General features: G+C 50.5%; 22 protein-coding genes, 1 pseudogene and 1 riboswitch. Of the genes and pseudogenes, 4 read left to right on the top strand and 19 right to left on the bottom strand.

The window, feature by feature from the left end:
* Nucleotides 1–84: 84 nt before the first annotated feature.
* Nucleotides 85–1482, bottom strand: coding sequence for an L-cystine transporter (locus MH144_RS22805; RefSeq protein WP_239304412.1), 1398 nt, complete (start codon nt 1480–1482; stop codon nt 85–87).
* Between the two features lie 334 nt (nt 1483–1816).
* On the opposite strand from MH144_RS22805, the gene MH144_RS22800 reads away from it, so the two are divergent.
* Nucleotides 1817–3517, top strand: coding sequence for a methyl-accepting chemotaxis protein (locus MH144_RS22800; RefSeq protein ID WP_239304411.1), 1701 nt, complete (start codon nt 1817–1819; stop codon nt 3515–3517).
* A gap of 178 nt (nt 3518–3695) precedes the next feature.
* Here the strand turns inward: MH144_RS22800 and MH144_RS22795 are convergent, their stop codons facing one another.
* The 11 genes from MH144_RS22795 to cobD form a co-directional block, all read right to left on the bottom strand.
* On the bottom strand, nt 3696–5258 hold the full coding sequence (locus MH144_RS22795; RefSeq protein WP_239304729.1) for a cobyric acid synthase: 1563 nt from the start codon (nt 5256–5258) through the stop codon (nt 3696–3698).
* A 95-nt stretch (nt 5259–5353) separates the two neighbouring features.
* Complete coding sequence (gene cobS / locus MH144_RS22790) at nt 5354–6340, bottom strand: adenosylcobinamide-GDP ribazoletransferase (RefSeq protein WP_275440263.1); 987 nt, start codon at nt 6338–6340, stop codon at nt 5354–5356.
* Nucleotides 6337–6897, bottom strand: coding sequence for a bifunctional adenosylcobinamide kinase/adenosylcobinamide-phosphate guanylyltransferase (gene cobU, locus MH144_RS22785; protein WP_153977396.1), 561 nt, complete (start codon nt 6895–6897; stop codon nt 6337–6339). The genes cobS and cobU overlap by 4 nt, the downstream gene beginning before the upstream one ends.
* Nucleotides 6894–8021, bottom strand: a complete 1128-nt coding sequence (gene cobT / locus MH144_RS22780) for a nicotinate-nucleotide--dimethylbenzimidazole phosphoribosyltransferase (protein WP_239304409.1) — start codon at nt 8019–8021, stop codon at nt 6894–6896. Before cobT ends, cobU begins: the two co-directional genes overlap by 4 nt.
* Nucleotides 8022–8070: 49 nt before the next feature.
* Nucleotides 8071–8892, bottom strand: coding sequence for an ABC transporter ATP-binding protein (locus MH144_RS22775; protein WP_239304407.1), 822 nt, complete (start codon nt 8890–8892; stop codon nt 8071–8073).
* Complete coding sequence (locus MH144_RS22770; RefSeq protein ID WP_095360590.1) at nt 8889–9935, bottom strand: FecCD family ABC transporter permease; 1047 nt, start codon at nt 9933–9935, stop codon at nt 8889–8891. Before MH144_RS22770 ends, MH144_RS22775 begins: the two co-directional genes overlap by 4 nt.
* The gene (locus MH144_RS22765; RefSeq protein WP_481857388.1) at nt 9932–10933 is read right to left on the bottom strand and encodes an ABC transporter substrate-binding protein; all 1002 of its coding nucleotides are present in this window, start codon (nt 10931–10933) and stop codon (nt 9932–9934) included. The genes MH144_RS22770 and MH144_RS22765 overlap by 4 nt, the downstream gene beginning before the upstream one ends.
* A 439-nt stretch (nt 10934–11372) precedes the next feature.
* Nucleotides 11373–11501: riboswitch (cobalamin riboswitch) on the bottom strand.
* A gap of 172 nt (nt 11502–11673) precedes the next feature.
* The gene (locus MH144_RS22760; protein WP_239304403.1) at nt 11674–12321 is read right to left on the bottom strand and encodes a histidine phosphatase family protein; all 648 of its coding nucleotides are present in this window, start codon (nt 12319–12321) and stop codon (nt 11674–11676) included.
* On the bottom strand, nt 12312–13292 hold the full coding sequence (cbiB, locus tag MH144_RS22755) for an adenosylcobinamide-phosphate synthase CbiB (RefSeq protein ID WP_239304401.1): 981 nt from the start codon (nt 13290–13292) through the stop codon (nt 12312–12314). The genes MH144_RS22760 and cbiB overlap by 10 nt, the downstream gene beginning before the upstream one ends.
* A gap of 41 nt (nt 13293–13333) precedes the next feature.
* Nucleotides 13334–14131 carry an adenosylcobinamide amidohydrolase gene (locus MH144_RS22750; protein WP_239304399.1) on the bottom strand — a complete coding sequence of 266 codons (798 nt, stop codon included), beginning with the start codon at nt 14129–14131 and terminating at the stop codon, nt 13334–13336.
* On the bottom strand, nt 14131–15249 hold the full coding sequence (gene cobD / locus MH144_RS22745) for a threonine-phosphate decarboxylase CobD (protein WP_481857390.1): 1119 nt from the start codon (nt 15247–15249) through the stop codon (nt 14131–14133). The genes MH144_RS22750 and cobD overlap by 1 nt, the downstream gene beginning before the upstream one ends.
* 220 nt (nt 15250–15469) lie before the next feature.
* On the opposite strand from cobD, the gene lplA reads away from it, so the two are divergent.
* Entirely contained in the window at nt 15470–16471 is a 1002-nt protein-coding gene (gene lplA, locus MH144_RS22740) for a lipoate--protein ligase (protein ID WP_127538243.1), read from the top strand.
* Nucleotides 16472–16598: 127 nt separating this feature from the next.
* On the top strand, nt 16599–17402 hold the full coding sequence (locus MH144_RS22735; protein WP_095360596.1) for a Cof-type HAD-IIB family hydrolase: 804 nt from the start codon (nt 16599–16601) through the stop codon (nt 17400–17402).
* 104 nt (nt 17403–17506) lie between these two features.
* Here MH144_RS22735 and MH144_RS22730 read toward each other — a convergent pair whose 3' ends face one another.
* The 3 genes from MH144_RS22730 to MH144_RS22720 are packed head-to-tail and all read right to left on the bottom strand — an operon-like array spanning nt 17507 to nt 19253.
* Nucleotides 17507–17917, bottom strand: coding sequence for a hypothetical protein (locus tag MH144_RS22730; protein ID WP_239304396.1), 411 nt, complete (start codon nt 17915–17917; stop codon nt 17507–17509).
* A gap of 24 nt (nt 17918–17941) precedes the next feature.
* On the bottom strand, nt 17942–18274 hold the full coding sequence (locus MH144_RS22725) for a hypothetical protein (RefSeq protein WP_239304394.1): 333 nt from the start codon (nt 18272–18274) through the stop codon (nt 17942–17944).
* A gap of 40 nt (nt 18275–18314) precedes the next feature.
* Nucleotides 18315–19253 (bottom strand): DMT family transporter, encoded by a 939-nt coding sequence (locus MH144_RS22720; RefSeq protein WP_239304392.1) that lies wholly within the window; start codon nt 19251–19253, stop codon nt 18315–18317.
* Nucleotides 19254–19373: 120 nt separating this feature from the next.
* On the opposite strand from MH144_RS22720, the gene MH144_RS22715 reads away from it, so the two are divergent.
* Complete coding sequence (locus tag MH144_RS22715) at nt 19374–20798, top strand: aminotransferase-like domain-containing protein (RefSeq protein WP_239304390.1); 1425 nt, start codon at nt 19374–19376, stop codon at nt 20796–20798.
* Between the two features lie 142 nt (nt 20799–20940).
* Here MH144_RS22715 and clpP read toward each other — a convergent pair whose 3' ends face one another.
* The 4 genes and pseudogenes from clpP to MH144_RS22695 form a co-directional block, all read right to left on the bottom strand.
* Nucleotides 20941–21525: an ATP-dependent Clp endopeptidase proteolytic subunit ClpP gene (gene clpP, locus MH144_RS22710; protein ID WP_095360598.1), complete on the bottom strand. Its 585-nt coding sequence runs from the start codon at nt 21523–21525 to the stop codon at nt 20941–20943.
* 17 nt (nt 21526–21542) lie between these two features.
* The gene (locus tag MH144_RS22705) at nt 21543–22412 is read right to left on the bottom strand and encodes an RNA polymerase sigma factor (RefSeq protein WP_239304388.1); all 870 of its coding nucleotides are present in this window, start codon (nt 22410–22412) and stop codon (nt 21543–21545) included.
* A 155-nt stretch (nt 22413–22567) separates the two neighbouring features.
* On the bottom strand, nt 22568–23350 hold the full coding sequence (locus tag MH144_RS22700; RefSeq protein ID WP_239304385.1) for an MBL fold metallo-hydrolase: 783 nt from the start codon (nt 23348–23350) through the stop codon (nt 22568–22570).
* A gap of 188 nt (nt 23351–23538) precedes the next feature.
* Nucleotides 23539–23831, bottom strand: a pseudogene (locus MH144_RS22695) (hypothetical protein); the annotation flags it as partial.

Below are 23831 nucleotides of genomic sequence, written 5' to 3'. Positions count from 1 at the left end.
AAAACCGCCCTACGAGTAACCCGTAGAACGGCTAATGCTGGCTTGTTATTGCTATAAACAGCCATCTAAGTTATGGAGTCCGAATTAAGCTTGAACAGCGGAATCCAGATCACGGCTTTGACCATTGAAAGTATCCTGATCATTCTCTTTCAGGATTTTACTGGATACGAGACCAGCGGTCATCGAATCGTTCACGTTCAGTGCCGTACGACCCATGTCGATCAGCGGCTCAACCGAGATCAGCAAGCCTGCGAGTGCAACTGGCAGGTTCATCGTGGACAATACGATCAGGGAAGCGAAGGTTGCCCCGCCGCCTACACCGGCTACGCCGAATGAGCTGATCACGACAACCAGGATCAGAGTAATGATGAAGTCCCAGCTCATCGGATCGATTCCGACCGTAGGAGCAATCATCACCGCCAGCATGGCCGGATAGATCCCGGCGCACCCGTTTTGACCAATGGTAGCCCCGAAGCTTGCCGAGAGATTCGCAATACCTTCGGATACGCCCAGTCTCTTCGTCTGTGTCTCCACGTTAAGCGGGATTGCAGCCGCACTTGAACGGGATGTGAAGGCAAATACCAGGGTTGGCAGAACCTTTTTCACATACGTAATCGGATTGAAACCAAACAGCGCGATAATAATGAGGTGGATGATAAACATCACAATCAACGCAACGTAGGAAGCAATGACGAACTTGATCAGTTTCAGGATCTCATCCGGGTTCGTTGTCGCTGTTACCTTCGTAATAAGCGCCAGAATCCCGTATGGAGTCAACCTGAGCACCAGAGTTACGATCCGCATGACTACAGCATATACCGCATTCACCATGCCTCGGAACGTTTCCGCCTGCTGTGGTTTCTTGCGATCCAGTCCAAGTACTGCCACACCAATAAATGCCGAGAAGATAACAACAGCAAGTGTAGACGTGCGGCGTTCACCGGTCATGTCTGCAAATGGATTGGAAGGAATGAATTCCAGAACCTGCTGCGGAATCGTCTGATCCTGTACATCAACAAGACGTTCCTCCATCTTCTGCCCCTGTGCGAGCTCTCTGTCTCCACCTTCAATCTCAATGGAAGTCAGGTTGAAGCTCAGACTTGTTACGATACTTACACTTGCCGCAATGGCCGTCGTAATCAGCAAAATCGCAATGATTGAGAAGCTCATTTTGCCGAGGTTTTGCTTGCCTTTCAAATTCATGATGGCCGAAATAATGGAAACCATGATAAGTGGAATCACGACCATCTGCAACAATTTGACATATCCTGAACCGACAAGATTAAACCAATCAACAGACTTGGTAACAATGTCAGAATTAGACGAGTATATCAGTTGAAGAATGACACCATACACAACCCCGATTCCCAGACCCGCGAATACACGCTTGGTAAAGGAAATATGTTTCTTTTGCATCCAATACAGGACGCCTAGAAGAACGAGCATAATCACTACGTTCAGAATGACTAGAAAAGTATCCATCTTGTAAAATCCTCCTCAGAATGTGCATACCGACTGAACGGTTTTTCTATTCGCTTTACGCGATATTGAACAATATATCATATATCAAACTATTCTGGTAGGTATTAATTGATATTATGTAATATGCATGTAATACATTCATATATTTCTGAAAAAAAATCACCGTTTAATGAAAATTTTTCTATTCAACCCCCGGTTAATTTTGTAATATAGGTATATCCGCTTATTCCCAAGTTTTCTCAACGTGAAAATTAGGCCTTTTTTCGTTGGTACATAGTCTTACGATACGGAAAAGCGACAAATGTTAATGAACATGACGTGAAAGGATGATCCTATGTTTCGTAATCGTACGGTTGCCGGCAAAATAAGAGGCACGCTGTTCCTCGTTCTACTGGTCGCTTCCCTGTTGTTTAGTATCAGTTTCTATGCTGTATCCATGAATATTATGCAGAGCTATGTGCTTCCACAGTTCGACAAGGTCCTGAACACGTCCATCCAGGATATATATAAGAACGTCTCCTCCTCCAAGATTTTGCAGGTGCAGAGTGGTGGAGCTGGTTCTGAAGGTGCCGCACTGACGGTCGAATCCTATTTGGCTCAAAAGGCAAAAGAACATAATCTGGATGCTTCCTACGTCGTAGCTATCCAGGAAGGCAAAGGTACGGTTGTCATTGCCAACGCTGCCTCAGAAATGAAAGCCGGAGATGAAATCAGCGTGCAATCCGCGATGAATACGGCCGCAGAGAGCAAAGAAATGGTCATCAGTGAAGTTTATTCCGATTCCTTCGGCGTACATAAAGCAGCCTTTATTCCGATTGCAGGCAGCAACATGATCATGGCAGTAAGTATGGATGCCCAGTTCATTCAGGATAAAAACGTTCAGATCTTCTGGTTATGTCTGGGTATCACAGCACTCGTTTTCGTGCTCGGTTGGCTGATCTCAGCCAGCATGATCAAAAGAGTAACCAAACCGATCATCCAGCTCGTACAACACAGCAAGCAGATTTCCCAAGGTGACCTGACCGCTGAGCTGCAAATCAAGGGCAAAGACGAAATTGCACAGCTCGCTGCCAGCTTCCAAACGATGACCCACAATTTGAAGGAAATGATCAGCCGTGCACTGTCTACCTCCAATGAAGTAGTTCAAGGCTCCGATGATCTGTTAAGACGGGTAGAATCCATGTCCGGCATGGTCAAAAACTCCAGCCGCTCTGCGGAAGACGCCGAGAAAGGCAGTGTGACCATTGCTTCAAGCGCTGCCGAGAATGCGAGAGCCATGGAAGAAATCACGCAGGGCATCATGCATATCGCTTCTTCTTCTGCCGAAGTATCGGAACAGATCGGTGAAGCTGCGAATGAAGCCGTCAACGGAAACCGTCTTGCACAGGATGCTGTTCAGCAAATGGAACGTGTCGGCCAGACCGCAAACGAGTCGCTGCGTTACGTGGAGACGATGAATGAACGTTCTATAGCGATTGGAACGATTGTTACATCCATTTTTGAAATTACAAAACAGATCAACATGCTATCCCTTAATGCTTCCATTGAGGCAGCACGTGCCGGAGAGCATGGCCGGGGATTCGCTGTCGTAGCAGGTGAAGTCCGCAAGCTGGCGGAACAGTCCAAAACAGCCACGGAAGAAATCGCCGATTATCTCGGAACTATTCGCGAAGATGCGGAACGTTCGGTGAGTGCCATGAACCGGGTAACCGAGGAAATCGGGTCTGGAACCCATGTGGTTCAACAAGCGGGAACAGCCTTCCAACAGCTGAACGAACTCATCCAGAACGTCAACCTGACGATCCAGACCGTGTCTGCTTCCACTGAAGAAGTCTCAGCAGGAGCTGAAGAAGTTAGTGCATCTGTCGAAGAGACGGCACAAATTACCTCCAGATCACGTGAGAGCATGCAGCAGATTGCTTCAACTGCCGAGCATCAACTGAGTGAGATGGATTCCCACTCGGGTACGGTTCGTCACCTGCATGAGCAGGCGATGGAACTGCAGTCTGCAATGAAGAAATTCAAGATCAACTAAAATAACAATTCAGGTATAACATTAAACCATCATTCCCTTATGTGAACCACAATTAAACCACAGACATGCAAACACCCCCATGCGTAACAGCAGCCCGTTTCCGGGTACTGCATATACACATGGGGGTATTTTTTTTATATTCAGGTTATAAATCCTTGATCATACACTAGCTTGCTATTCAATCATTAACAGTTGAAGCGGTATCTCGGTACTGGATACCCATAATTTCGTATACACGTTTCATGTCCAAGGCTGAGCGCAGAGACTCGGCTACCCGGTCGAATTCCATCTCCTTGCGTTCATGAGCACTATAGGTTTCCTGAAGCGGAGCGAGTCCTTTCTCTTGCCGAAGGCCATTAAGCCAGGAGCGGCGGAACTGGTCACTTTCAAACAAACCATGCAAGTACGTTCCCCATACTTTTCCATCCGTGCTCCCCCAACCTTCCTGAAAAGGCTGACCACCTGGATGAGCAATCTCAAACAGCGCAGTCACTTGCTTCGCATCGTAGCACTCGGTTACGCCCATATGAATCTCGTACCCATTCACTGGCATGGAATCAACGGAATCTTGATCCCCGTATAGACGAATCGGATGCCGCTGCTGCACACGCCCTGAAGCTCTCACCGTCTGTTTATGTTCCAGAAAAGTGGTCGACAGCGGCAGCCATCCCAGACCCTGTGCCTCCTGAATCTGATTCGCTTCCACTGCAAACGGATCTTTCAAATGCTGGCCCAGCATCTGATATCCACCGCATATCCCCACAAGCTGGACATGATCACGTTCGGTCTGACTCGCAATCGCTTGCTCCAGGCCCGACTCTCTCAGGAATGCCAGATCACCAATCGTATCCTTCGTACCGGGGAGCAAAATGGCGTCCGGCTGTCCCAGCTCTTCCGGAGAAGTCACATATCGCACATTGACATCCGGTTCACGGGACAGCGAGTCAAAGTCCGTAAAGTTGGAAATCCGCGGATAACGAATAACGGCAAGATCCAGCTCCCTTTTTCCTGATTTGCCATGACGCATGGAGTCAAGCACCACGGAATCCTCGGCTTCAATCTGAATATCTCTTATGTAAGGCAGTACGCCCAATACCGGAATGCCCGTCCGCTCTTCGAGCCAGTCGAGTCCAGGCTGCAGCAGGGACAGATCCCCCCGGAATTTGTTAATGATAAATCCTTTTACACGCTGGACCTCATGCGGCTCCAACAGCTCAAGTGTACCTACAATCGAAGCAAACACGCCTCCGCGATCAATATCGGAGATAAGAATGACTGGCGAATCCGCCCAGCCTGCCAGATTCATATTGACAATGTCGCGATCCTTCAAGTTAATCTCGGCCGGACTGCCTGCCCCTTCCATCAATACAATATCATAGGTATCGCGCAGCCGATTCAGCGCATCCATGACCGTCTGCTTCGCTTCCGGCAGGAAATGCTGACGATAGTCCGAAGCACTCATCTGGGCAAAAGGTACACCGTGCACCACGATCTGCGAGTGCATATCCCGCACGGGCTTGATCAATATCGGGTTCATATCCGTTGTTGCTTCAATACCGCAAGCTTCTGCCTGCGCTCCCTGGGCTCTGCCAATCTCCTTGCCATCTTCGGTTACGTAGGAGTTGAGCGCCATATTTTGTGATTTAAACGGGGCCGGTCTGAAGCCATCCTGCTTGAATATCCTGCATAATGCCGTAGTAATAACACTCTTCCCCACATCCGATGCCGTACCTTGCAGCATCAATACCGCCGCTTGTCCTACAGGCGTATCCTGCACGTTCCAATCACCTCAGCTCTTTCGCGTTATGCTCCACATTACTCATTTCCATTCGTTCCCTATAACAAAAATAATCCCTGCAGCAGACTTAACACCGTCAGCAGAGCGGCTTCCAGCAGCTCATTCATGGCGCCATATGTATCTCCAGTAAGTCCGCCCAGCCTCTCGCTGATGCGTCCGGCAACGAATTTGCCGAAGAAATACGCCGCCAGAGGCACCAAAATGGCAGCTGCAATAGGATATAGCCACCAAGGTAATGTCCCAAGGCCCCTTTCCATCGCCAGCATTTCTACAACACTGTTACCCGGCTGAAAGATCCACACCGCGGCAAACGTAATGACAGCCGCGAGGATGGTTAGTCCAACCGCAGCGCTTCTTGCCCGCTGGACTTCCTTCCGTTCCCCAAGGCCTTTGAACAGGACAGCAAGTCCATCGTCTCCCCTGGCATTCGGCCAAGCCGAAATGGCATATACCATGAACCAGCGGCTCCAGATCATGGGCAGAATTAGCAATGCTCCATATAGCCAGTTCCCACGTGCGATAAAATCAGCAATTAACGCTGCTTTCATCATGAGCAGCAGCACACAGGCAATTACTCCCATGGCTCCAACGCGGCTGTCTTTCATAATCTCCAGCATCCGCTCACGGGTACGATAGCTGAGCAAACCATCCGCTGTGTCCATCCAGCCATCGAGGTGGAGTCCCCCCGTAAGCCATACCCAAAGGGTCAAGGTCAATATAGCCGCTGGAAACGATGGCAGCAGCGCACCTGTAAGCGCACCACCGAGCCAGACACACAGCCCAATGGCTGCACCGACCAGCGGATAATACACTACGCTTTCCCGCAGCAGTGGTGGAACGAAGTCAATCTGCATTTTCACCGGGAAACGGGACAAAAATTGAAAAGCGGCCGCAGCCGTATGTTTTTGATCCAGTCTGTTTACATTTTCCGCATCCAGAGCTGGGCCCTGGTTAATCTGATTCGTATTGACGCCACCGCTATTATTCTCATGATTTTGCTGGCTATCGTTACCGTCATGGCTCATAAGCGATACTCCTTGCTCTTCAGCTCCATTGCAATCCCTACCGTTACCAGGAAAACCTCGCGGCTAATGGCAGCAACTCGCTGATTCAATATGCCCGCCAGATCCCGATATCTTCTGCCAAGCGCATACTCCGGTACGATGCCGTCACCCACTTCATTCGTAACCAGGACAAGCAGCCCGGGATAGGACTCGATGGCGGTTACCAGTGCATTCATATGATCCTGAATAACTTGCTCAGGCTCATGCTCGTGGGTAAGCAGGACATTAGTCAACCAAAGCGTCAGGCAATCCACCAAAATGGTCGGAGCAGACGATCCTGTATGCGATTCCCCCATTCGGGTGATGAGTTCTGGCAGTGCTAGGGGTTCCTCTACTGTATGCCACAGGTACCCCACTTCATCACGCTGATTCTGATGCAGGCGTATCCGTTCACGCATCTCGTCATCATACGCCTGTGCGGTTGCCACATACCAGGCCTCGGAGGAACGCTGCATGCAGAGACGCTCGGCGAAGGAGCTTTTGCCGCTCCTTGCCCCGCCCGTAACAAGTACGCTCATGGAGATACCTCTCCCCGAACTGCCGAAGTGGCTGTCGATGAATCATCCGCGCGCCCATTCTCATTCGAGCCTCCCGATACACCAGCACTTGCAAATGTGGCCATCTCATTCAGAATACGGCAAGCCGCATCGATCAAATGAAGGCTGAGCACACCGCCTGTTCCCTCACCTAGCCGCATGTCCAGATCCAACATCGGTTTGAGGCCAAGTTCGCGCAGAAGCGCAGCATGTCCACTTTCATGCGATGTATGCGAAGCGATCATATATTCCACACTGACCGGAGCAAGCTGTCTCGCAATCAAAGCCGCTGCAGTGGAGATAAACCCATCCACAACAACCGGGCAACCATGAGCTGCCGCTGCGAGGATGACACCTGTCAGCCCGGCAATTTCCAATCCGCCCACTTTGCCAAGCACATCCAAAGCATCGTCTGCATCCGGTTCATTCACACTTAGTGCCCGGCTGACTACAGCAGCTTTGCGCTGCAAACCTTCGTCATCAATCCCTGTTCCCCGACCAACCGCAGATGCGGGTGCCGTTCCGGTCAAAGCACACATGACTGCGGCACTCGCGGTAGTATTTCCGATGCCCATTTCTCCAGTTACGAACAACCGGGTTCCCTTCGCAACTTCAGTCGCCACAACCTCGGCTCCGGCAAGAATCGCCTGGATCGCTTCATCACGGCTCATAGCTGCGCCCTGCGCCATGTTGGCTGTACCTTTGCGTACTTTGCGGGAGACCAGGTCCGGGTGTTCAAGATCGGCATTCACGCCAATATCCACACAGATGACATCTGCCCCTGCATGGCGCGCCAGAACGTTAACAGCCGCTCCTCCTGCCAGAAAATTATGAACCATCTGCGGCGTTACCTCTGCCGGGAACGCACTGATGCCTTCAGCAACGACGCCGTGGTCGGCAGCCATAACGATGACGGCCCTGCGATCCAGACAAGGCCGAGCCTCACCGGTTATCCCCGCAAGTCGAATAACCAACTGTTCCAGTTTGCCCAGACTGCCGGGCGGTTTCGTTAATGAATCCACATGTGCAGAGGCTTCTGCCGCCACTTCTTCATTAGGACCCACGATCCGATCGATTAACTGTTCCAACGTCTGTTCATTATTCATACCGCCAGCACTTCCTTCATCAAAATATGGGGTCGCCCCCGATTTTCGTTCACTCGTGTTCTCGCCGCAGCAACAATTGCGGCAATCCAGTATCGGGATGATTCACCATGGCCGGGTTCACCCGGAAGATATCCCGAATGTTCTCTTCCGTCATCAGCGAATGTGGTGTTCCACTGCTTACGCACATGCCCTCGCGCAGGGCGAGAATGTGATCGCAGAATTGCGCAGCGAGGTTCAGATCGTGCAGCACAGCCACAATGGTAATCTTGTTTTTTTGCCGCCAGGAAGATAATAACTCCATGAATTGCAATTGATATCGGATATCAAGAAAAGTGGTTGGCTCATCCAGCAATAACAATTTCGGCTCCTGTGCCATGACTTTGGCGAGCGCCACCCGCTGCCTCTGCCCGCCGCTGAGTGCATCGAGCGGCCTGTCGGCCATTTCGGTTAATCCCAGTTCTTCCAGTACCCGGTCCACCACTGCCGCTCCATCCGCGGATTCCCTGCCTAGCCAATTCTGATAAGGATAACGTCCCATCTCCACCACATCTCGGACGGGATAGGAGATGGCAGGCAGGCCGTCCTGCTGTAATACCGCAATCATACGGGACAGATCTTTGCGAGTGTATGAGGTAATCTCCCGCCCTGCAATCCGGATGCTGCCTGCACCAGGCTGTTCGGTTCCTGCAATGAGCTGGAGCAGCGTTGATTTTCCGCTTCCGTTTGGACCAACGACACCCCACCATTCCCCTTCTGTCACACGCCAGTCCACGTTATGCAGCGCCCGGTGCTGACCATACATTTTACCTGCTCCTGCAACTTCAATCAGCGGATCGTTTGAGGTAACGCTTGTACCCATGATTGCACTCATGGCATCACCCCTTTTCGCAGCTTTTTATTCCGATGCAGCAGATATGCGAAGAAAGGAGCCCCGACAAAGGCCGTCACCACACCAAGCGGAATTTCGGTCGGTGCCAGCAGAGAGCGTGCAATCGTATCTGCCCATACCATGAAGATGGCTCCGCCAATCGCGGACAAGGGAACCAGCAATCGATAGTCAGGTCCAACAATCAGCCGAAGAATATGCGGGATGACAAGACCTACGAATCCAATAACACCCGAAACCGAGACGGCCCCGGCGGTAAGCAGTGTTCCTACGGCAAGGACGGATAGCTTCAAACCATCCACCTGAACACCGATATGTGCAGCCTGCCGTTCCCCCAGTGCAAGAACATTCAAGGAACGGGCACGGCTCCAAAGGAAAATCAGACCCAGTATAAAATACGGGAAAAGGATGGCCGTATACGACCACCCACGCAGAGCCAGACTTCCCATCGTCCAGTATATAATTTCGTTAATCGTCTGTTTCGACATGGTCGACAGGAAGGAGACCACCGCTCCCAGAAAACTTTGCATCACCACACCAGCCAGAATCAGGCTGTGCGTCGGTATTTTCCGCCCTTCACGAGCCAGGGCGAGCACAAACCATAATGTAAGCACGCCCGTTAGAAACGCAACGAGCGGCAAGGTCCAGATTCCGATCAATGCATACTGCAATCCGAAGAAGATCAGAAAAGCTGCACCCACCGATGCACCAGACGATACGCCAAGCGTAAACGGATCTGCCAGCGGGTTACGAAGAACCCCCTGGAAGCCCGCTCCGGCGATGGCCAGCGATGCACCCACGAGTACAGCAAGCAGTACCCGCGGGAATCTGACCTTCCATATAATCTGCTCGGCTGCCGTACTCCAGTCGGGCGTGATCCAGTCTCCGATCCATGGCATGTGATGAAGCAGAATGCCTGCAATGTCACGGACAGGCAGAGCTACCGAACCGATGCCCGTACAGATCAGCACGGTCAGCACAAGCAGCAGAATTCCGGCTGTTCCGTACACTGCCAGCTTTTTACTCATTGGAACAGGTCAGGATAGATTGCTTTGGCTACAGCTTTCAAACCTTCCGTTACACGTGGTCCCGGACGGCTCAGCAGGTTGGCATCGAGGCCAATGACTGCATCGTCTTTCACAGCCGTGATTTGGTCCCAGCCGCTGCGCTCTTTGATGATCTGATCCAAAGTTTTGGAGTTCTCATCAATAACATCATTGGCGTACAGAATGACATCCGGATTGGAAGCAATAATGTTCTCTTCGTTAATTTCATTCCAGCCTACAAGGTCGGAAGCAACGTTGATCCCACCAGCTACTGTGATCAGTTCATCCATGAATTCGCCTTTACCTACAGTCCAGCCTGGGGAGAATTCAACATATACCTTTTTCTGATCTTCCGACTTCACAGCCTTAACCGCTTCGGTTACGTCTGCTACATCTTGTTTCATCTTCGTGATGAGCTCCTGTGCCTGCTCCTGATGATCCGTGATTTTCCCGAATGTTTCGATGTTGTTCATGACATCGTCTATCGATTTCGGATCTGTTTTGAAAATGGTGATTCCCAGTTCGCGCAGCTTCGTCACAGCTTCTTCGCTCATGGAGATCCCTGTAAATACGATGTCTGCTTCCGCTGCGATGATTGATTCTTCATTGGGCTTCGACACTCCGCCCATTTTCGGTTTGCTCGTTGCAGCTTCCGGATAATCGTCATAGTCGGATACGCCTACAATCTGCTCGTCCAGTCCAAGCGCGAACAACGATTCAGTTTCTGCCGGAGACACGGATACGATCTTGGCTGGCGCCTGCTCAAACGTGAAGGATTCACCTGTCGCATCGGTTACCGTAAGTGGATATTGTGTTTTGAGATCCGTCTGCTCCTGGCCTTGGGATTGCTCCTGTGCCGGCTGCTGTGTAGAGGTACCTGTTCCCTCGCTCGTTGTTGCGTTTCCACATCCGGCCAAAGCCAGTGTAAGCATCGCTGCTGTCAGCAGGGACGCCATGCCTTTCCAATTCTTGATGTTCATTCTGTTCATTCTCCCCTTCTCTATGATCTCTCTTAAATAGTGCTCCTGACCATTTCCCCTGAATTTGTGTTCCTAAATAAAATGACCCTAGAAAACCACACTTGGCCACTACGATTGCAGTACCATCTTCCGATCGCTGTTATCCCCAGATTTTTTTGATTCTCTCTTATAAACGTGAAAATCCGGGGATAGCTTATGCTTCCGATGCAGCTTTCTTTCAGAAAGCTTTTAGGCGAGCGCACGCTTCTCCAGATTGGTTCTGCACTCTTCGTTACGTGTGAATATTTTTCGGTTCATCCTATATGAACAAAAAAATCCCCGATCCTTACGTCAGGATCAGGGATGACGTCTCGCATATGGCGATCTGCACATCTACAGCGTACCCGCTGTTCATGCACATAGAATTGCCCGAAACGCTGTCCTTTCCTCGAAGGAACACCGGTTTGTACGTCCAGGGCAGGTAACCTGACTTACAGGACTGCTCGTCCTGATTTACAGTGGCGGGACCGTGCCGGATTCACACCGGCTTCCCTATTTCACCCATTGTGCCGTTCATCGCTTGCATAAACTTGATGAGCTCTTCTTGCTCGCACAAGGGACCCGTGGTCGCTGATATTGTAACCATTCAAGTGAGCATGTCCCATCCCTCAGCGCTTAAACGCATAACGAGATATGTATTCATGCTGAAGTCACACTTCTGTTGTGATTATAGGTTATATTGCACATCCTTACAACCCGATTCACGGAAAAGACACCCTGCTTGAAACCCAGCTATTTTCACTTTTTTCAAGCCGAACCTTAATTGCTTGCCCCGGAATGACCTGTGTATCCCAGAATCCCAGTTCCGGTATGAGACGTGATATGGCATACCGAATGACACCGCCATGGGTAACTACGGCTATCGTCGGAACAGAGTTTCCACCGGAATATACCTCTGGCGAAACGGACACAAGACACGCCTTCACGAAAGAGTCGATCCTCGCAGCAAATGCCTGCCAAGGCTCGCCGCCCGGTGGCGTCACATGCTGCGGTGCATCAATCCAATCCCGGTAGAGCGGATTGTCCTTGAGCTCATTGTAAGTCATCCCTTCCCATTGCCCAAAATTAATCTCACGCAGACGCGGATCATACTGTGCTTGTTCTGCCTGTACCGGAGCGATTCGTTTCATGGTCTGCCGGCAGCGCAGCAGATCACTACAATATAACGCATCCCATGTGATCCCGCGAATGGACTCGCGAAGCGGCGCCAGTTCCCGCTCTGCATCTGGCAGGAGACCGATATCGGTATGTCCGAGGTATCTCTTTTCCACATTCCAAGAAGTTGTACCATGGCGGATAAACACGACCTCCCGCGTTCCAGTTCCACGCTTCCCGGATTCTACTTCCATAACAGTACACCTCCTGCTGTCCAGATGCCGAACGTTATCAGCCAGCATAACAGCACAAAAGCTCCCGCCGACCAGAACATCAAACGTGTGGTCCGCACGATATCCTCTGCTTCCATCAACCGTGTCTGATCGCCCATATAGGCTCGAAAAGAAGCCACGCCGTGATAAACGTTATGCCCCCCAAGCCTGATGCCCAGCGCTCCCGCAACGGCAGACTCCGGGAATCCGCTGTTCGGGCTGGGGTGCAATCTGGCATCCCGGCGAACCATAAGTGCAGCGCCTTTTGCGTTTAATCTCATAAACCACGCACCTGTAATTAGCAGCAAGGCGGTAAGCCGTGCCGGAATCCAGTTCGCCCAATCATCCAGACGAGCAGAGGCCCAGCCGAGATGCAAATACTTATCATTTTTATAACCAACCATGGAATCCAGCGTATTGACGGCCCGATACGCCATCGCAAGCGGAGCACCGCCAATCAGGGCATAGAATAGCGGTGAAACGATGGCATCTACGATGTTCTCCGCCACGGTCTCCACGGTTCCCCTTACCACTTCCGGTTCATCCAGATGCCCTGTATCCCGCCCCACGATCATGCCGAGTGAACGTCTAGCCGCAGGCCAATCCCTTTCTCTCAGGTGACGATACACTTCCATGCCTGCATCCTTCAGTCCTTTGGAAGCAATGGTGGTGGCAATCAGTACTACTTCAGCGATAACGGCAACCACCGGGTGAACAAGTCCAAGGACGTATAACACTCCCCAAGTAAGCGCCAATGAACCACCCGCAATGATGATCGGAAAAAGCAACCCTGCCCGTTTAAGCCCCTGATCGCTGCTCACTCGTTTTCTTATGGTCCGCTCCAGTGCAGAAATTCCTTTGCCCATGCCGATCACCGGGTGGGGGATCCAGCGTGGATCTCCAATGAGGCGATCCAGTATGTATGCTGCTAAAATAATCCATGCTCCTGTCATTCCTGCCCATATGGGCCATTCCGCCCATTGACTCAGAGATATCATCGCTTGCTATTCCTCTCTTTCCACGCCTGTCCAGCTTGCAAACTTTCGGTAACGGCATCATAGACGACACGCCCAATTCCTGCCCCAATCACTGTGGCTGTACCTGAGTAAGAGATCAGTGGTTTCCCCTCCACCTGACTCGCGGCCAGCACAATGGCATCCGTCGTCGTTCCCGTTGCAGTCAGTCCGTTTTCCGCATCCATTACACCGCAATCCGAGAGCGCTGCCGTTTTGGCTTCCACTGCTGTCTGAATGGCATTGACCATGGCTCCAGGCGTCATGCGGCCGTTTATCCATAACATGATATTAATAGTACCGGGAGTGTAGGGTGACTCTGCTGCTATTCCCTCCTGGTTAGCTATGTTCCCTGCAGCATCAAATACGGTTCTTGCGGAGCCTGCACGGGCAGCATTGGATACACCTGCTGTCGTACAGCATAAGATCCCCGCTTCATCGCCCACAACTTCCTGAACCGATGTGTGCTCAAGCTTAACCGCTGTCAGCAATCCGGCACATGCTGTTGTGCGTTCCCCCCACCCGCTCAGCAGGTCTGCAATATCACGCGGCGGGTCGTCACAACGATAATGCCTGTCTACATAAATATTGAATATGCGATCCAGCTCGATCATGCCCCCGCTATACACGGCACTCGAAATGGCGGTTACCCGGTTAGGGATCGCTGCTCGAATATGGCGTTCATGTGCGCTGATGGTTAAGCCGGGCCATGCAGAAGAAGTATATTTATTTTGCTCTGCATTTGCATGGGTAAAGTACTGAAAGAATGGCAACGCCATTACTCCGCCCCCCCGCTGATTGACAACGGATTCGTTTGTCCGCTGACACTTCTCATTTCATTCACCAGACGAAGATTCGACTTCGCATCCTTCACCGCCAGTCGGATATGTCTTTCCCCAAGTCCAGGGTACATGGCGCAGCTTCGGATCAGAATTCCCCGTTCCCCCAGAGCCGCTTGCATGGTTGCCGCTGTCCATGGCTGCGGCACACGTGCCAGCAAGAAGTTCGCTTCCCCACGTGTCACTTCGCATCCACAGGCCTCCAGGCCGGATGCCAGTTTCTCTCGTTCAAGCGCCACCTGTTCCAACGTCTCCCGTTCAAAAGCTTCCCCGCTGCTTAGACAGGCTTCTCCCGCGATCAGTGCCAGTCCGTTGACACTCCAGGTTACCTGTTTCTCCGTCATGGCACGAATCAGATCCGGGCGTCCAATCGCATAGCCAAGCCGAAGACCCGGAATGGCATAAAACTTGGTCATCGAGCGAATGATGATTACCTGTGGGTAAGCCTGCAATCGGGAAGCAATGGATTGCCGCCGCGTTTCAGGAATGAAATCCATAAATGCCTCATCAATCACCAGGACAGTATCTGTCTTCTCTGCATGACGGGCCAGCCGCTGCAATACTTCTAAGGGATACTGCACGCCATTGGGGTTGTTCGGCTGTCCAAGAAACAGCAGATCTACCTGTTCCATCAGCCTCTCGATATCTTCGGGAGCTGCTCGCCATTCGAGCTTCTCCTGCCCCAGAACATGATGCATTTCTGCCCCAAATTGCTTGGACAATGAACGATACTCCGAGAACCCTGGCTCCACTGTGCCCACCTTTCGGGGAGAGAGTCCGAGCAGGATCAGAGCCATACTTTCCGCAGCTCCATTCCCTATAGATATATATTCCTCTGACAGACCAAGGCGTTCGCCAAGCAATGTCTTAAATGTCCGATGTGCAGGATCAGGATAACGAAGTATCGCCCGCATCCCTTGCTCCAACGCCTTCAGAACGTCCTTGGGCGGACCCAGAGGATTAATGTTTGCACTAAAATCAAGGAAATCCTCAGGACTCCCGCCAAATCTTGACGCAGCAGTCTCCACGTCACCACCATGTCCAAAAACTTCAATGATACCGCTCATTTTGTCCGTCATCCTTTCTGCATGTCATTTTTATTATGGATGGCGTAACTATCACGGGTCAATCCTGATTTGCCTAAACCATCCATTCCCTGCTTCAATTCCTTTGTGTCCAATCGACAATTCGATTACAATAGAAGAGGAATTTTGATTTGCAGGCATAACACTACATAAGGGATCATCGTCCCTCACATACATTAATGGAGGAATGACCATGCTGTTTGTTGATAACCAGGGCATTACAGATCCTTCTGTAAACCTCGCGATTGAGGAGTACATTTTGAAGCATTTGCCGATGGATGACAGCTATCTGCTGTTTTACATTAACCGCCCTTCCATTATTATTGGAAAACACCAGAATACGATCGAAGAGATCAACATCGAATATGTTCAGGATAACGGTGTACAGGTTGTACGTCGTCTCTCTGGAGGCGGAGCAGTCTACCATGATTTGGGTAACCTCAATTTCAGTTTTATTACCAAGGATGACGGACAATCCTTCCACAACTTCCGCAAGTTCACCCAACCTGTCGTGGAAGCTCTGCAGGAGCTTGGTGTGAATGCCGAGCTAACCGGACGCAACGATTTGCAAGTCGGGGAAAAGAAAATCTCGGGTAACGCCCAGTTCTCCACCCGCGGTCGTATGTTCAGTCACGGAACGCTCATGTTTGACCTCAATCTGGATCATGTTCAGGCATCCCTGAACGTAAATCCCGAGAAATTCAAATCCAAGAGCACCAAATCCGTACGCAGCCGTGTCGCCAACATTCGGGATCTGATTGACAGCAATCTGACCATTGAACAATTCCGGGACGAGCTGTTGCGTCACATCTTCCGTATGGAGCCGCAGGATGTTCCCCAATATGAACTCACGGAGAAGGATTGGGACAAGATCAAGGAAATCTCCGCTGAGCGTTACAGCAACTGGGACTGGAACTATGGGTTGTCTCCGGAGAGCAATGTGAAGCATACCCGCAAATTCCCTGTCGGCATTATTGATCTGCGCATGAACATTAAGGACGGACGAATTGAAGATATCAAAATCTTCGGTGACTTCTTCGGTGTAGGCGATGTAGCGGATATCGAAAATATGCTGCGCGGCAAGCGTTATGAGGAATCCGAGGTGCGCACGGCACTTGAGGGCCTTGATGTGAAACACTACTTCGGTAACCTGGAGCTGGAGGACTTTATCGGCCTCGTTTTCCTGGAAGAATAGATTTAGATGTAAGTATAGTTTTAGAACGAATTCCTTTCTTACACTATTCTGCGTTTGGAGTGATCTGGTGTAATGATGGATCCATTCGTTTGTGATTATAGATACAGATAAAAGGAGAGAAACTCAAATGGCTTACAAATTAATGGCAATTGACATCGATGATACCCTCATCAACGACAACAAGGAAGTAACCCCCGCAACACAAACGGCATTGGAGCAAGCGGTTGCTCATGGTGTAGTTGTTACCCTGGCAACAGGACGTGCCTATGCTTCTGCACAAGCACTTGCCCGCCAAACAGGATTAAACGTGCCAATCATTACCTATCAGGGTGCTTTGGTCAAAAACCTGCTGGACGAGAAAGTACTCTATGAGCGCTATGTACCGCAAGATGCTTCCCGCAAGCTGTACGACTACTGCCTGGAGAACAATCTCCACCTTCAAACGTACATTGATGACAAGCTGTATGCTCGCGAAGAAAACGACAAATTGCGTGATTACGCGAAGCTGAATGGTACCCAGTACCATATCGAGCCGGACTTCATCAAAGTTATTGAACAACAAACACCAAAATTGCTTATCATCGATGAGCCAGACTATTTGGATAAAGTTGCCGTGGACCTGCGTGAATTGCTTGGATCTGAAGTGCATATCACCAAGTCCAAACCATACTTCCTCGAGATCATGCATCGCGAAGGTACCAAAGGCCACGCACTTACATTCCTGGCGGATCACTTTGGTCACCAATTGAGCGAGTGCATTGCGATCGGGGATTCTTGGAATGACCATGAAATGCTGGAAGTTGCCGGTCTTGGCGTGGCTATGGGCAATGCCATCCCTGCCCTCAAAGAGCTGGCAGATTACATTACGGCAAGCAACAACGAAGACGGCGTGAAGCAGGTCATTGAGAAATTTGTGCTGAACGCGGAGTAATACGATAACGCTGAGCATACTGCAAAATAAAACAGCCCCGGGCAGCGAATAAACTCGCTGAACCAGAGGCTGTTTTTGTTTTGGTTGTATCTTCGGAATCATTACTATTGATATCGGGAATTCAACCATATTTTGCGAAAGTAACCCAATAGTGAATTGAACATTAGAAATACCAGAGCTCCGACACCAAACAGCAGTGCAATCATAATCGATTCGCTATGGGGACCTTTAACCTGCAGAAGCATTCCCAAGACGCCTACGACAGAGCCAGCTAGAAAATAAACGACTGTCTTCCATATCCCGCTTTTCCGCTTGAGGAAACGGTCCAAAACTGCCATGAGCGGCAAACCTGCAAACAGATAGAACGCCCATAAAATCAAAAAAACGGTCAGGAACTGATTGCTAAAAGGCACCATTACTGTTGCCGTATCAACATCATTCGGATAGCGATCCACCCAGGCAGCAAGGAGTGAGAGAGTAAATGCCGAACAGATCGTTGCGTAAAATTTGACCATCCTGCTCTCCCCTTTCACCTATTTTTATCGATCGCTGCTGTCATATGAATTTCGTATGCTGCTTCCGTACTGCTCATCAAACTCGCGGGTCCGTTCCCGGATCTCTTGTATCGTCTTTCCCTTGTTCATACCAGCAATCAGAACAGTCAACAGAAGCACCACACCCATGGCAAACAATAAGATCGCCACAACCAATCCGATGAGGCCACCAGTCTCGGACACAGCTTCCAAATAACGCCCCCATCTAGTAGACCAGACGGTAACTAATGGAATGTGTATAACGGCAGCAATATGAATAATGCCATAAAGGATAATTCCCACGAACAGAAATATTGCACCAAGCCTTTGTCTGTTCAACCTGATTCCTCACCTCATTCCGATGTAAAAAAGGTAATACCTACTTTACCACAGGTTTGGAAGTTTGCACCAATGAATTGGTTCGTTTACCTCTCTTCAGCCAGCTCATCACTTTCTCATTCATCGCCAGCAAGCCGGCTACAACAAGCACAACACCGATCCAGGTGATCCAGCTTACATGTTCACCATACACAACCGCTCCAAGACCGACCGCAATCGGAGGCGAAATGTACAGCCAGGTTGCCGGGAACAGCGGGTTGGTACGTGACATGATCCAGTAGAACAGGCTATGCCCTACCATTGAACCAATCACGGTCAAATAGATCAGCGACAAGATCGCCGGAGTCCAGTCAAGTCCAGATGTGCTCCACGATTCTGTCACTGCCGAGAGCCCGGATAACAGCAAACCTCCATACATCATCTGCACGGCATTAATCGCCACGGGGCTGGCCTCCTTGAACTGGTTGATCACCTTCTTGGAGTACAGGGCACCTGCCGAATAGCATACTTCTCCTACAAGTACGGCGATACACCCCCACAACCACAGTGAACTCCCGCCAATGGATACACCGGGTAAAACAACAAGCACAACGCCACCGAAACCGATCAGGCAGCCTGCAATCATGCGAGCAGAGGTTTTCTGCCGCAGCAGAGCGGTTTGCATCACCATAATCATCAGTGGCCCGGTAGCTGATAAAATGGCCCCAACGCCTGAGCTGACATATTGCTCAGCCCAGTATAAAGTGGCAAACGTACCAAAGGTCAGCCCTGCTCCGGTCAGGAGCATTTCTTTTCTCCATAAGAGGGACAGACTTACCTTCCCTTTCATCCACATCCATGCAAACATCAATGCACCTGCAATGATAAAACGTAATCCGGCGGATAGAAAAGGCGGCATGCCTGCCTCGACCCCAATTTTAATCGCCAGGAACGTTGTTCCAAAAATAAGACACATTACTGTAAATGCTGCTGCAACCATGCTAGCCCCTCCTTCATCTGTTCTCCATCATATAGCACTGTCTACAGAACAGAATGAAGAAAACAGAACAGAATCCGCTCATTTCCTGTTACAATAGAGTCCAAAAGGAGCGTGAATCGGGTGGGCAAAGCCATGTTAATGACAGATAACAGCCTTAAACTATATGAACAGGTGATTCATTATCTCGTGGTGCGTATTGAGGCGGGAGAGTGGGCCGAACATGAAAAACTCCCTTCGGTGCGAAGCCTGTCCGAGCAGCTCGGTGTACATCGGCTTACGGTGTTCAAAGCCTATCAGGAGCTAAAGGAACGCGGGAATGTATACGTTAAGGACAAGTCCGGTTATTATGTCAGTCCTGCTGACCCGTCGCCTGTAGCGGACCAGGCAGATGACCCTGCTGTATCCGCCTGGCTGCACTGGGACTCACTCGCGCGCGTGCAATCCCTTGAAGCGGAATATCAGTTTTCGAAGTCACTGATTGATCCCGCCCTTCTTCCCAATCGTTACTGGGGGGAACTCATGCGGGATTTGCTCGATCAGTATCCCCGGCTGCTCGGCACATATTCAACCATTCAGGGTGATGTGGAACTGCGTAGTGCGCTGGCAAGCCACCTGACACTGAAAGAACGATTTTACATCTCAGCGGAAGAAGTACTTATTACCACGGGAGCGCAGCAGGCCATTGATCTGATCTCCCGAAGCCTAGTCAGACCGGGGGACCGTGTCCTGATGGAAAGGCCGACTTACGGCCCTGCCATGGAAATTTTCCGCAAACAGGGGGCACGCCTGATCTTCACGGATATATACCCGGAGGGTTATGATCTGGAACAGATTGAGCATCTGATGAAAACGGAGAAACCCCGCGTTTTTTACATGACGCCAACCTTCCAGAATCCGACCGGAATTAATATTCCAACCGAACAGCGGAAACAGCTTCCCGAACTAGCCGAACAATATGGATGCTTTCTCGTTGAAGATGACAGCACGTACGATATTTATTTTAAAGAGAAGCCTCCTGCGCCGATCTTTACGTACGATACGACAGGGCATACGCTCTATATTCGCAGCTACAGCAAGTATGTTGTGCCGGGTCTGCGTATTGCGGCCATTATGTGCCGTCCCCGGTTTATGCCGGGGCTGCAGGCAGTAAAAGCGTTGGCTGATAACGGAACTCCCCTTCTGAATCAGAAGCTGTTTCTCCGTTACTTTCAATCTCCGCGCATGCATCAGCACCTGTCGAAGCTGCGCACCGCCATACAATTACGGATGGAAGTCATGGAAAAGTGCCTGCAAGAAACAGACTGGAATTGGACCCGGCCTGAGGGCGGACTCAACATCTGGGCAGAGCTTCCTGAAGGCATTGATACAGGACGACTGCTTCACCAATGCATGGAACATTCTGTGGCGTTTGTCCCCGGAACGGTATTTGATCCTTCGGACGCTTCGGCCAGTCGCAAGCTGCGTTTGTCTTTCTCCTATGCACACGAACAGCAGATTCGTGAAGGGATGAACAGACTCATGGAACTAGTTAAAAGGATGAAATAGCCCCCATATGCCTCCACTGTTTAACTGACAACCACAATGGAATTACAGTGAAATTAAAATAAACGAATCAAAGAGCCCGGAAGATCATATGACCTTCCAGGCTTTTTAGATGTTTTAAGGTGTAAATTATAGGGCTACTTGCTCAATCTGTTCTGGATATTACTTTATCCACTAATCCATATTCCACCGCTTCCGCTGCGGTCAGGAAATAATCACGATCCGAATCTCTTTCGATGCGCTCCAGCGGTTGTCCTGTATGGTTCGCTAACAGCTCGTTGAGCCGCTGGCGGTGCTGAATGATCCGGTTGGCATGAATCAGCATATCCGATGCCTGCCCGCGCGTACCCCCATGGGGTTGATGGATCATAATCTCACTGTTCGGCAGAGCGAGCCGTTTTCCTTTGGTACCACCGACCAGCAGAATCGTACCGAAACTCGCAGCCATGCCAGTGCAGATCGTTGAAATATCCGGCTTCACAAATTGCATCGTGTCATAGATTGAGAATCCGGCTGTAACCGATCCGCCCGGACTGTTGATGTACATCTGGATATCCTTTTCGGGGTCCTCTGCGGTCAGAAACAGAAGCTGAGCCACAATGGCATTTGCCATCTGATCCTCAATCTCCCCAGACACCATAATAATTCGATCTTTCAGCAAACGTGAATAAATATCATAGCTCCGCTCACCGCGGGCTGTCTGTTCAACTACATAAGGTACATGGTTCATACTTGTCGCCTCCCGGTTTACGCAACCATGAGAGCGGCATATCCTCCTCCATACATCATTGAAGTCATGCCGGAATTGGAATACCCGTACATCATTGGCTGCGTTGATGAAGACGGCAAAGACTGCTGCAGAATCGTTCCTGCCACGGCCACCGGATCATCCGTACGGTTCAGGCACAGATCAATCAGACGCGCCGTATCTCCACTGCGAAAAGCCATCAAATAACTCCGCAGCTGCTCTGCGCTCGCTGAATCTTCATCTGCGCCACTCCCTGCTTCACCCTCCGTTTCAAGACTGCTTTGTCTGACGCGTTCCAGAGCAGATCTGGCGCGATTCAGCGCGGCTTTGACCGCTCCTTCCGATGTATCCAGCATCTCCGCAGTCTCTGCCGTCGTGTAACCCATTAACTCACGTAATATATATATCGCTCGCTGCCACGGCGGCAGCTCATTGACAAGGATCTGAACAGCAGACTCGATCTCTTCGAGTCGCTCCTCCTCCGCACATTCTTGCATAAACGGTTTCAAGCTATCCAATTTGCAAGCGAGCTTCTCCCGCTTCCGTATGACGTCAATCCATGTGTTGCGCGCAATCCGGATCAGATAGGCTTCCCAGTTCATTTCTTGCTTCGTACCACAGGGCTGCATAGCCGAAGAAGCCAGCATTTTCACGCAGGTATCCTGAACCAGATCCTCGGCCTCCCAGGTTGAACCGGTCAGAGATAGACAATAAGCGTAGAGGCTGCTCATCAGATCAGGCAGCACACTTTCCATCATCTGTTCCACGCTGTACTCAGCTTGATGACCAGTCTGGGTATATGGTTTGAATGAGTTACGGTTATCATGTGGTCTGTTGATTCTGCAATCCACGGACTTCACAAAGGCCATGTTTGGGGCCCCCCTTTGTTGGTTCCTGATTGATCTTGCTTCATGTCTTGCTTTTCGATGACTTGCTCTTATGGTCTTACACTATGTAAACGAAGAACCTCCGGTAAAGGATACGCTCTTCTGTATTTATTTTTATATTCCAAATAGGTTCTAACTTAAACGCTGCCCAGAGGCACCTTCATGCCTGTAGCTGCTAGCGTAATACCTGGATCCAGATCGTAATTTTGCTGTACATCCACGTCATGAGACATATGGGTAAAATAGGTGCACTCCGGTTTCAGTTCCCGCAGCAGTTCCTGCGCCTCACGCATGTCGTATACGGAACGTGTGGAGAATTCCGCAAGCTCGTGGACAAAGCTCGTTCCCAGCACCAGCAGATCCAGCCCATGCAGCGGCTTCTTCTCTGCTTCCTTCAGATCGATGGCATCCGAACAATACGCCCAGCTGTACCCTTCCCGCTCAAGCCGGTACGCGTAGGAATAACCGTTTTTACCATGGCAGACCTTCCAGGAGTGCACGTTCCATCCGCCAAGCTGGATATCATCATCCGTTTCCAGAAAGTTCATATGCCGGCTTAGCCAAGGGAATTGCCCCTGAATGGTTGTAATTACTTCGCGCGGTGCGTACAAGCTGCCCTTAACCCCCAGCCAGCGGCAGGCATCCGCCCATTCCGGCAAACCTCCAATATGGTCAAAATGCGCATGTGTCACCAATAATGTATGAACCATACGCAATCCCTGATCCTCCATCTGTGATCTCCAGTCTGGTCCGCAGTCAATCATAAACGGTTCGGATTCACCATCTGAATGGATCAGAACAGAAGATCGTTTACGCTGGTTGTTCCCGGTCAGACGGGCCTCCGTGCAGACTGCGCAATCACAGTATACACGCGGTACGCCCATGGCATCCCCGGTTCCCAGAAATGTTAGCTGATTCAATACAGTGATCCCCTCTCTATCCGATGCTGTACTTTCTAAGAAATTCTGTTTCCTAAATTGTATATCCTCACCACCTGCTTTTGCAAAAAAAAGCTCTCCCTACGCAGTTCTAATCCTGCACTAGGGAAAGCCTGATCCCTGACCACATGTAGTCAGCGTATGTAACTTCTACTTGACCTGCTTGTCGCCTAGACCAAGGCACGCAATTTCAAGGTCAATTCCTGACCCTCGGGCACATCTCTCGAATCGATAATGACCCAATTTGATGCAAGGCGCTTCGCCAGCACTTCTGCCTGCTCCGGCTTCAACTTCAGGCCGGTTACAACGCCCTCACCGACCGTGAAATCACGCTCCGGTTGTAAACCAAAAGCCTTCTCAATCCAGATGCCCAACCCGCCTCGGGTATTAAATGTAATCCGGTAGCCCTCTTGAACGGCCGCTTCCAGATTCTCACCATGCTCATCTGCATACGAGATAAAAT

It is taken from the genome of Paenibacillus sp. ACRRY (assembly GCF_022346995.1).
GTDB lineage: Bacteria > Bacillota > Bacilli > Paenibacillales > Paenibacillaceae > Paenibacillus.
Note: the sequence above shows the minus strand (reverse complement) of the source record. Positions and strands in the feature narration are given on the sequence as shown.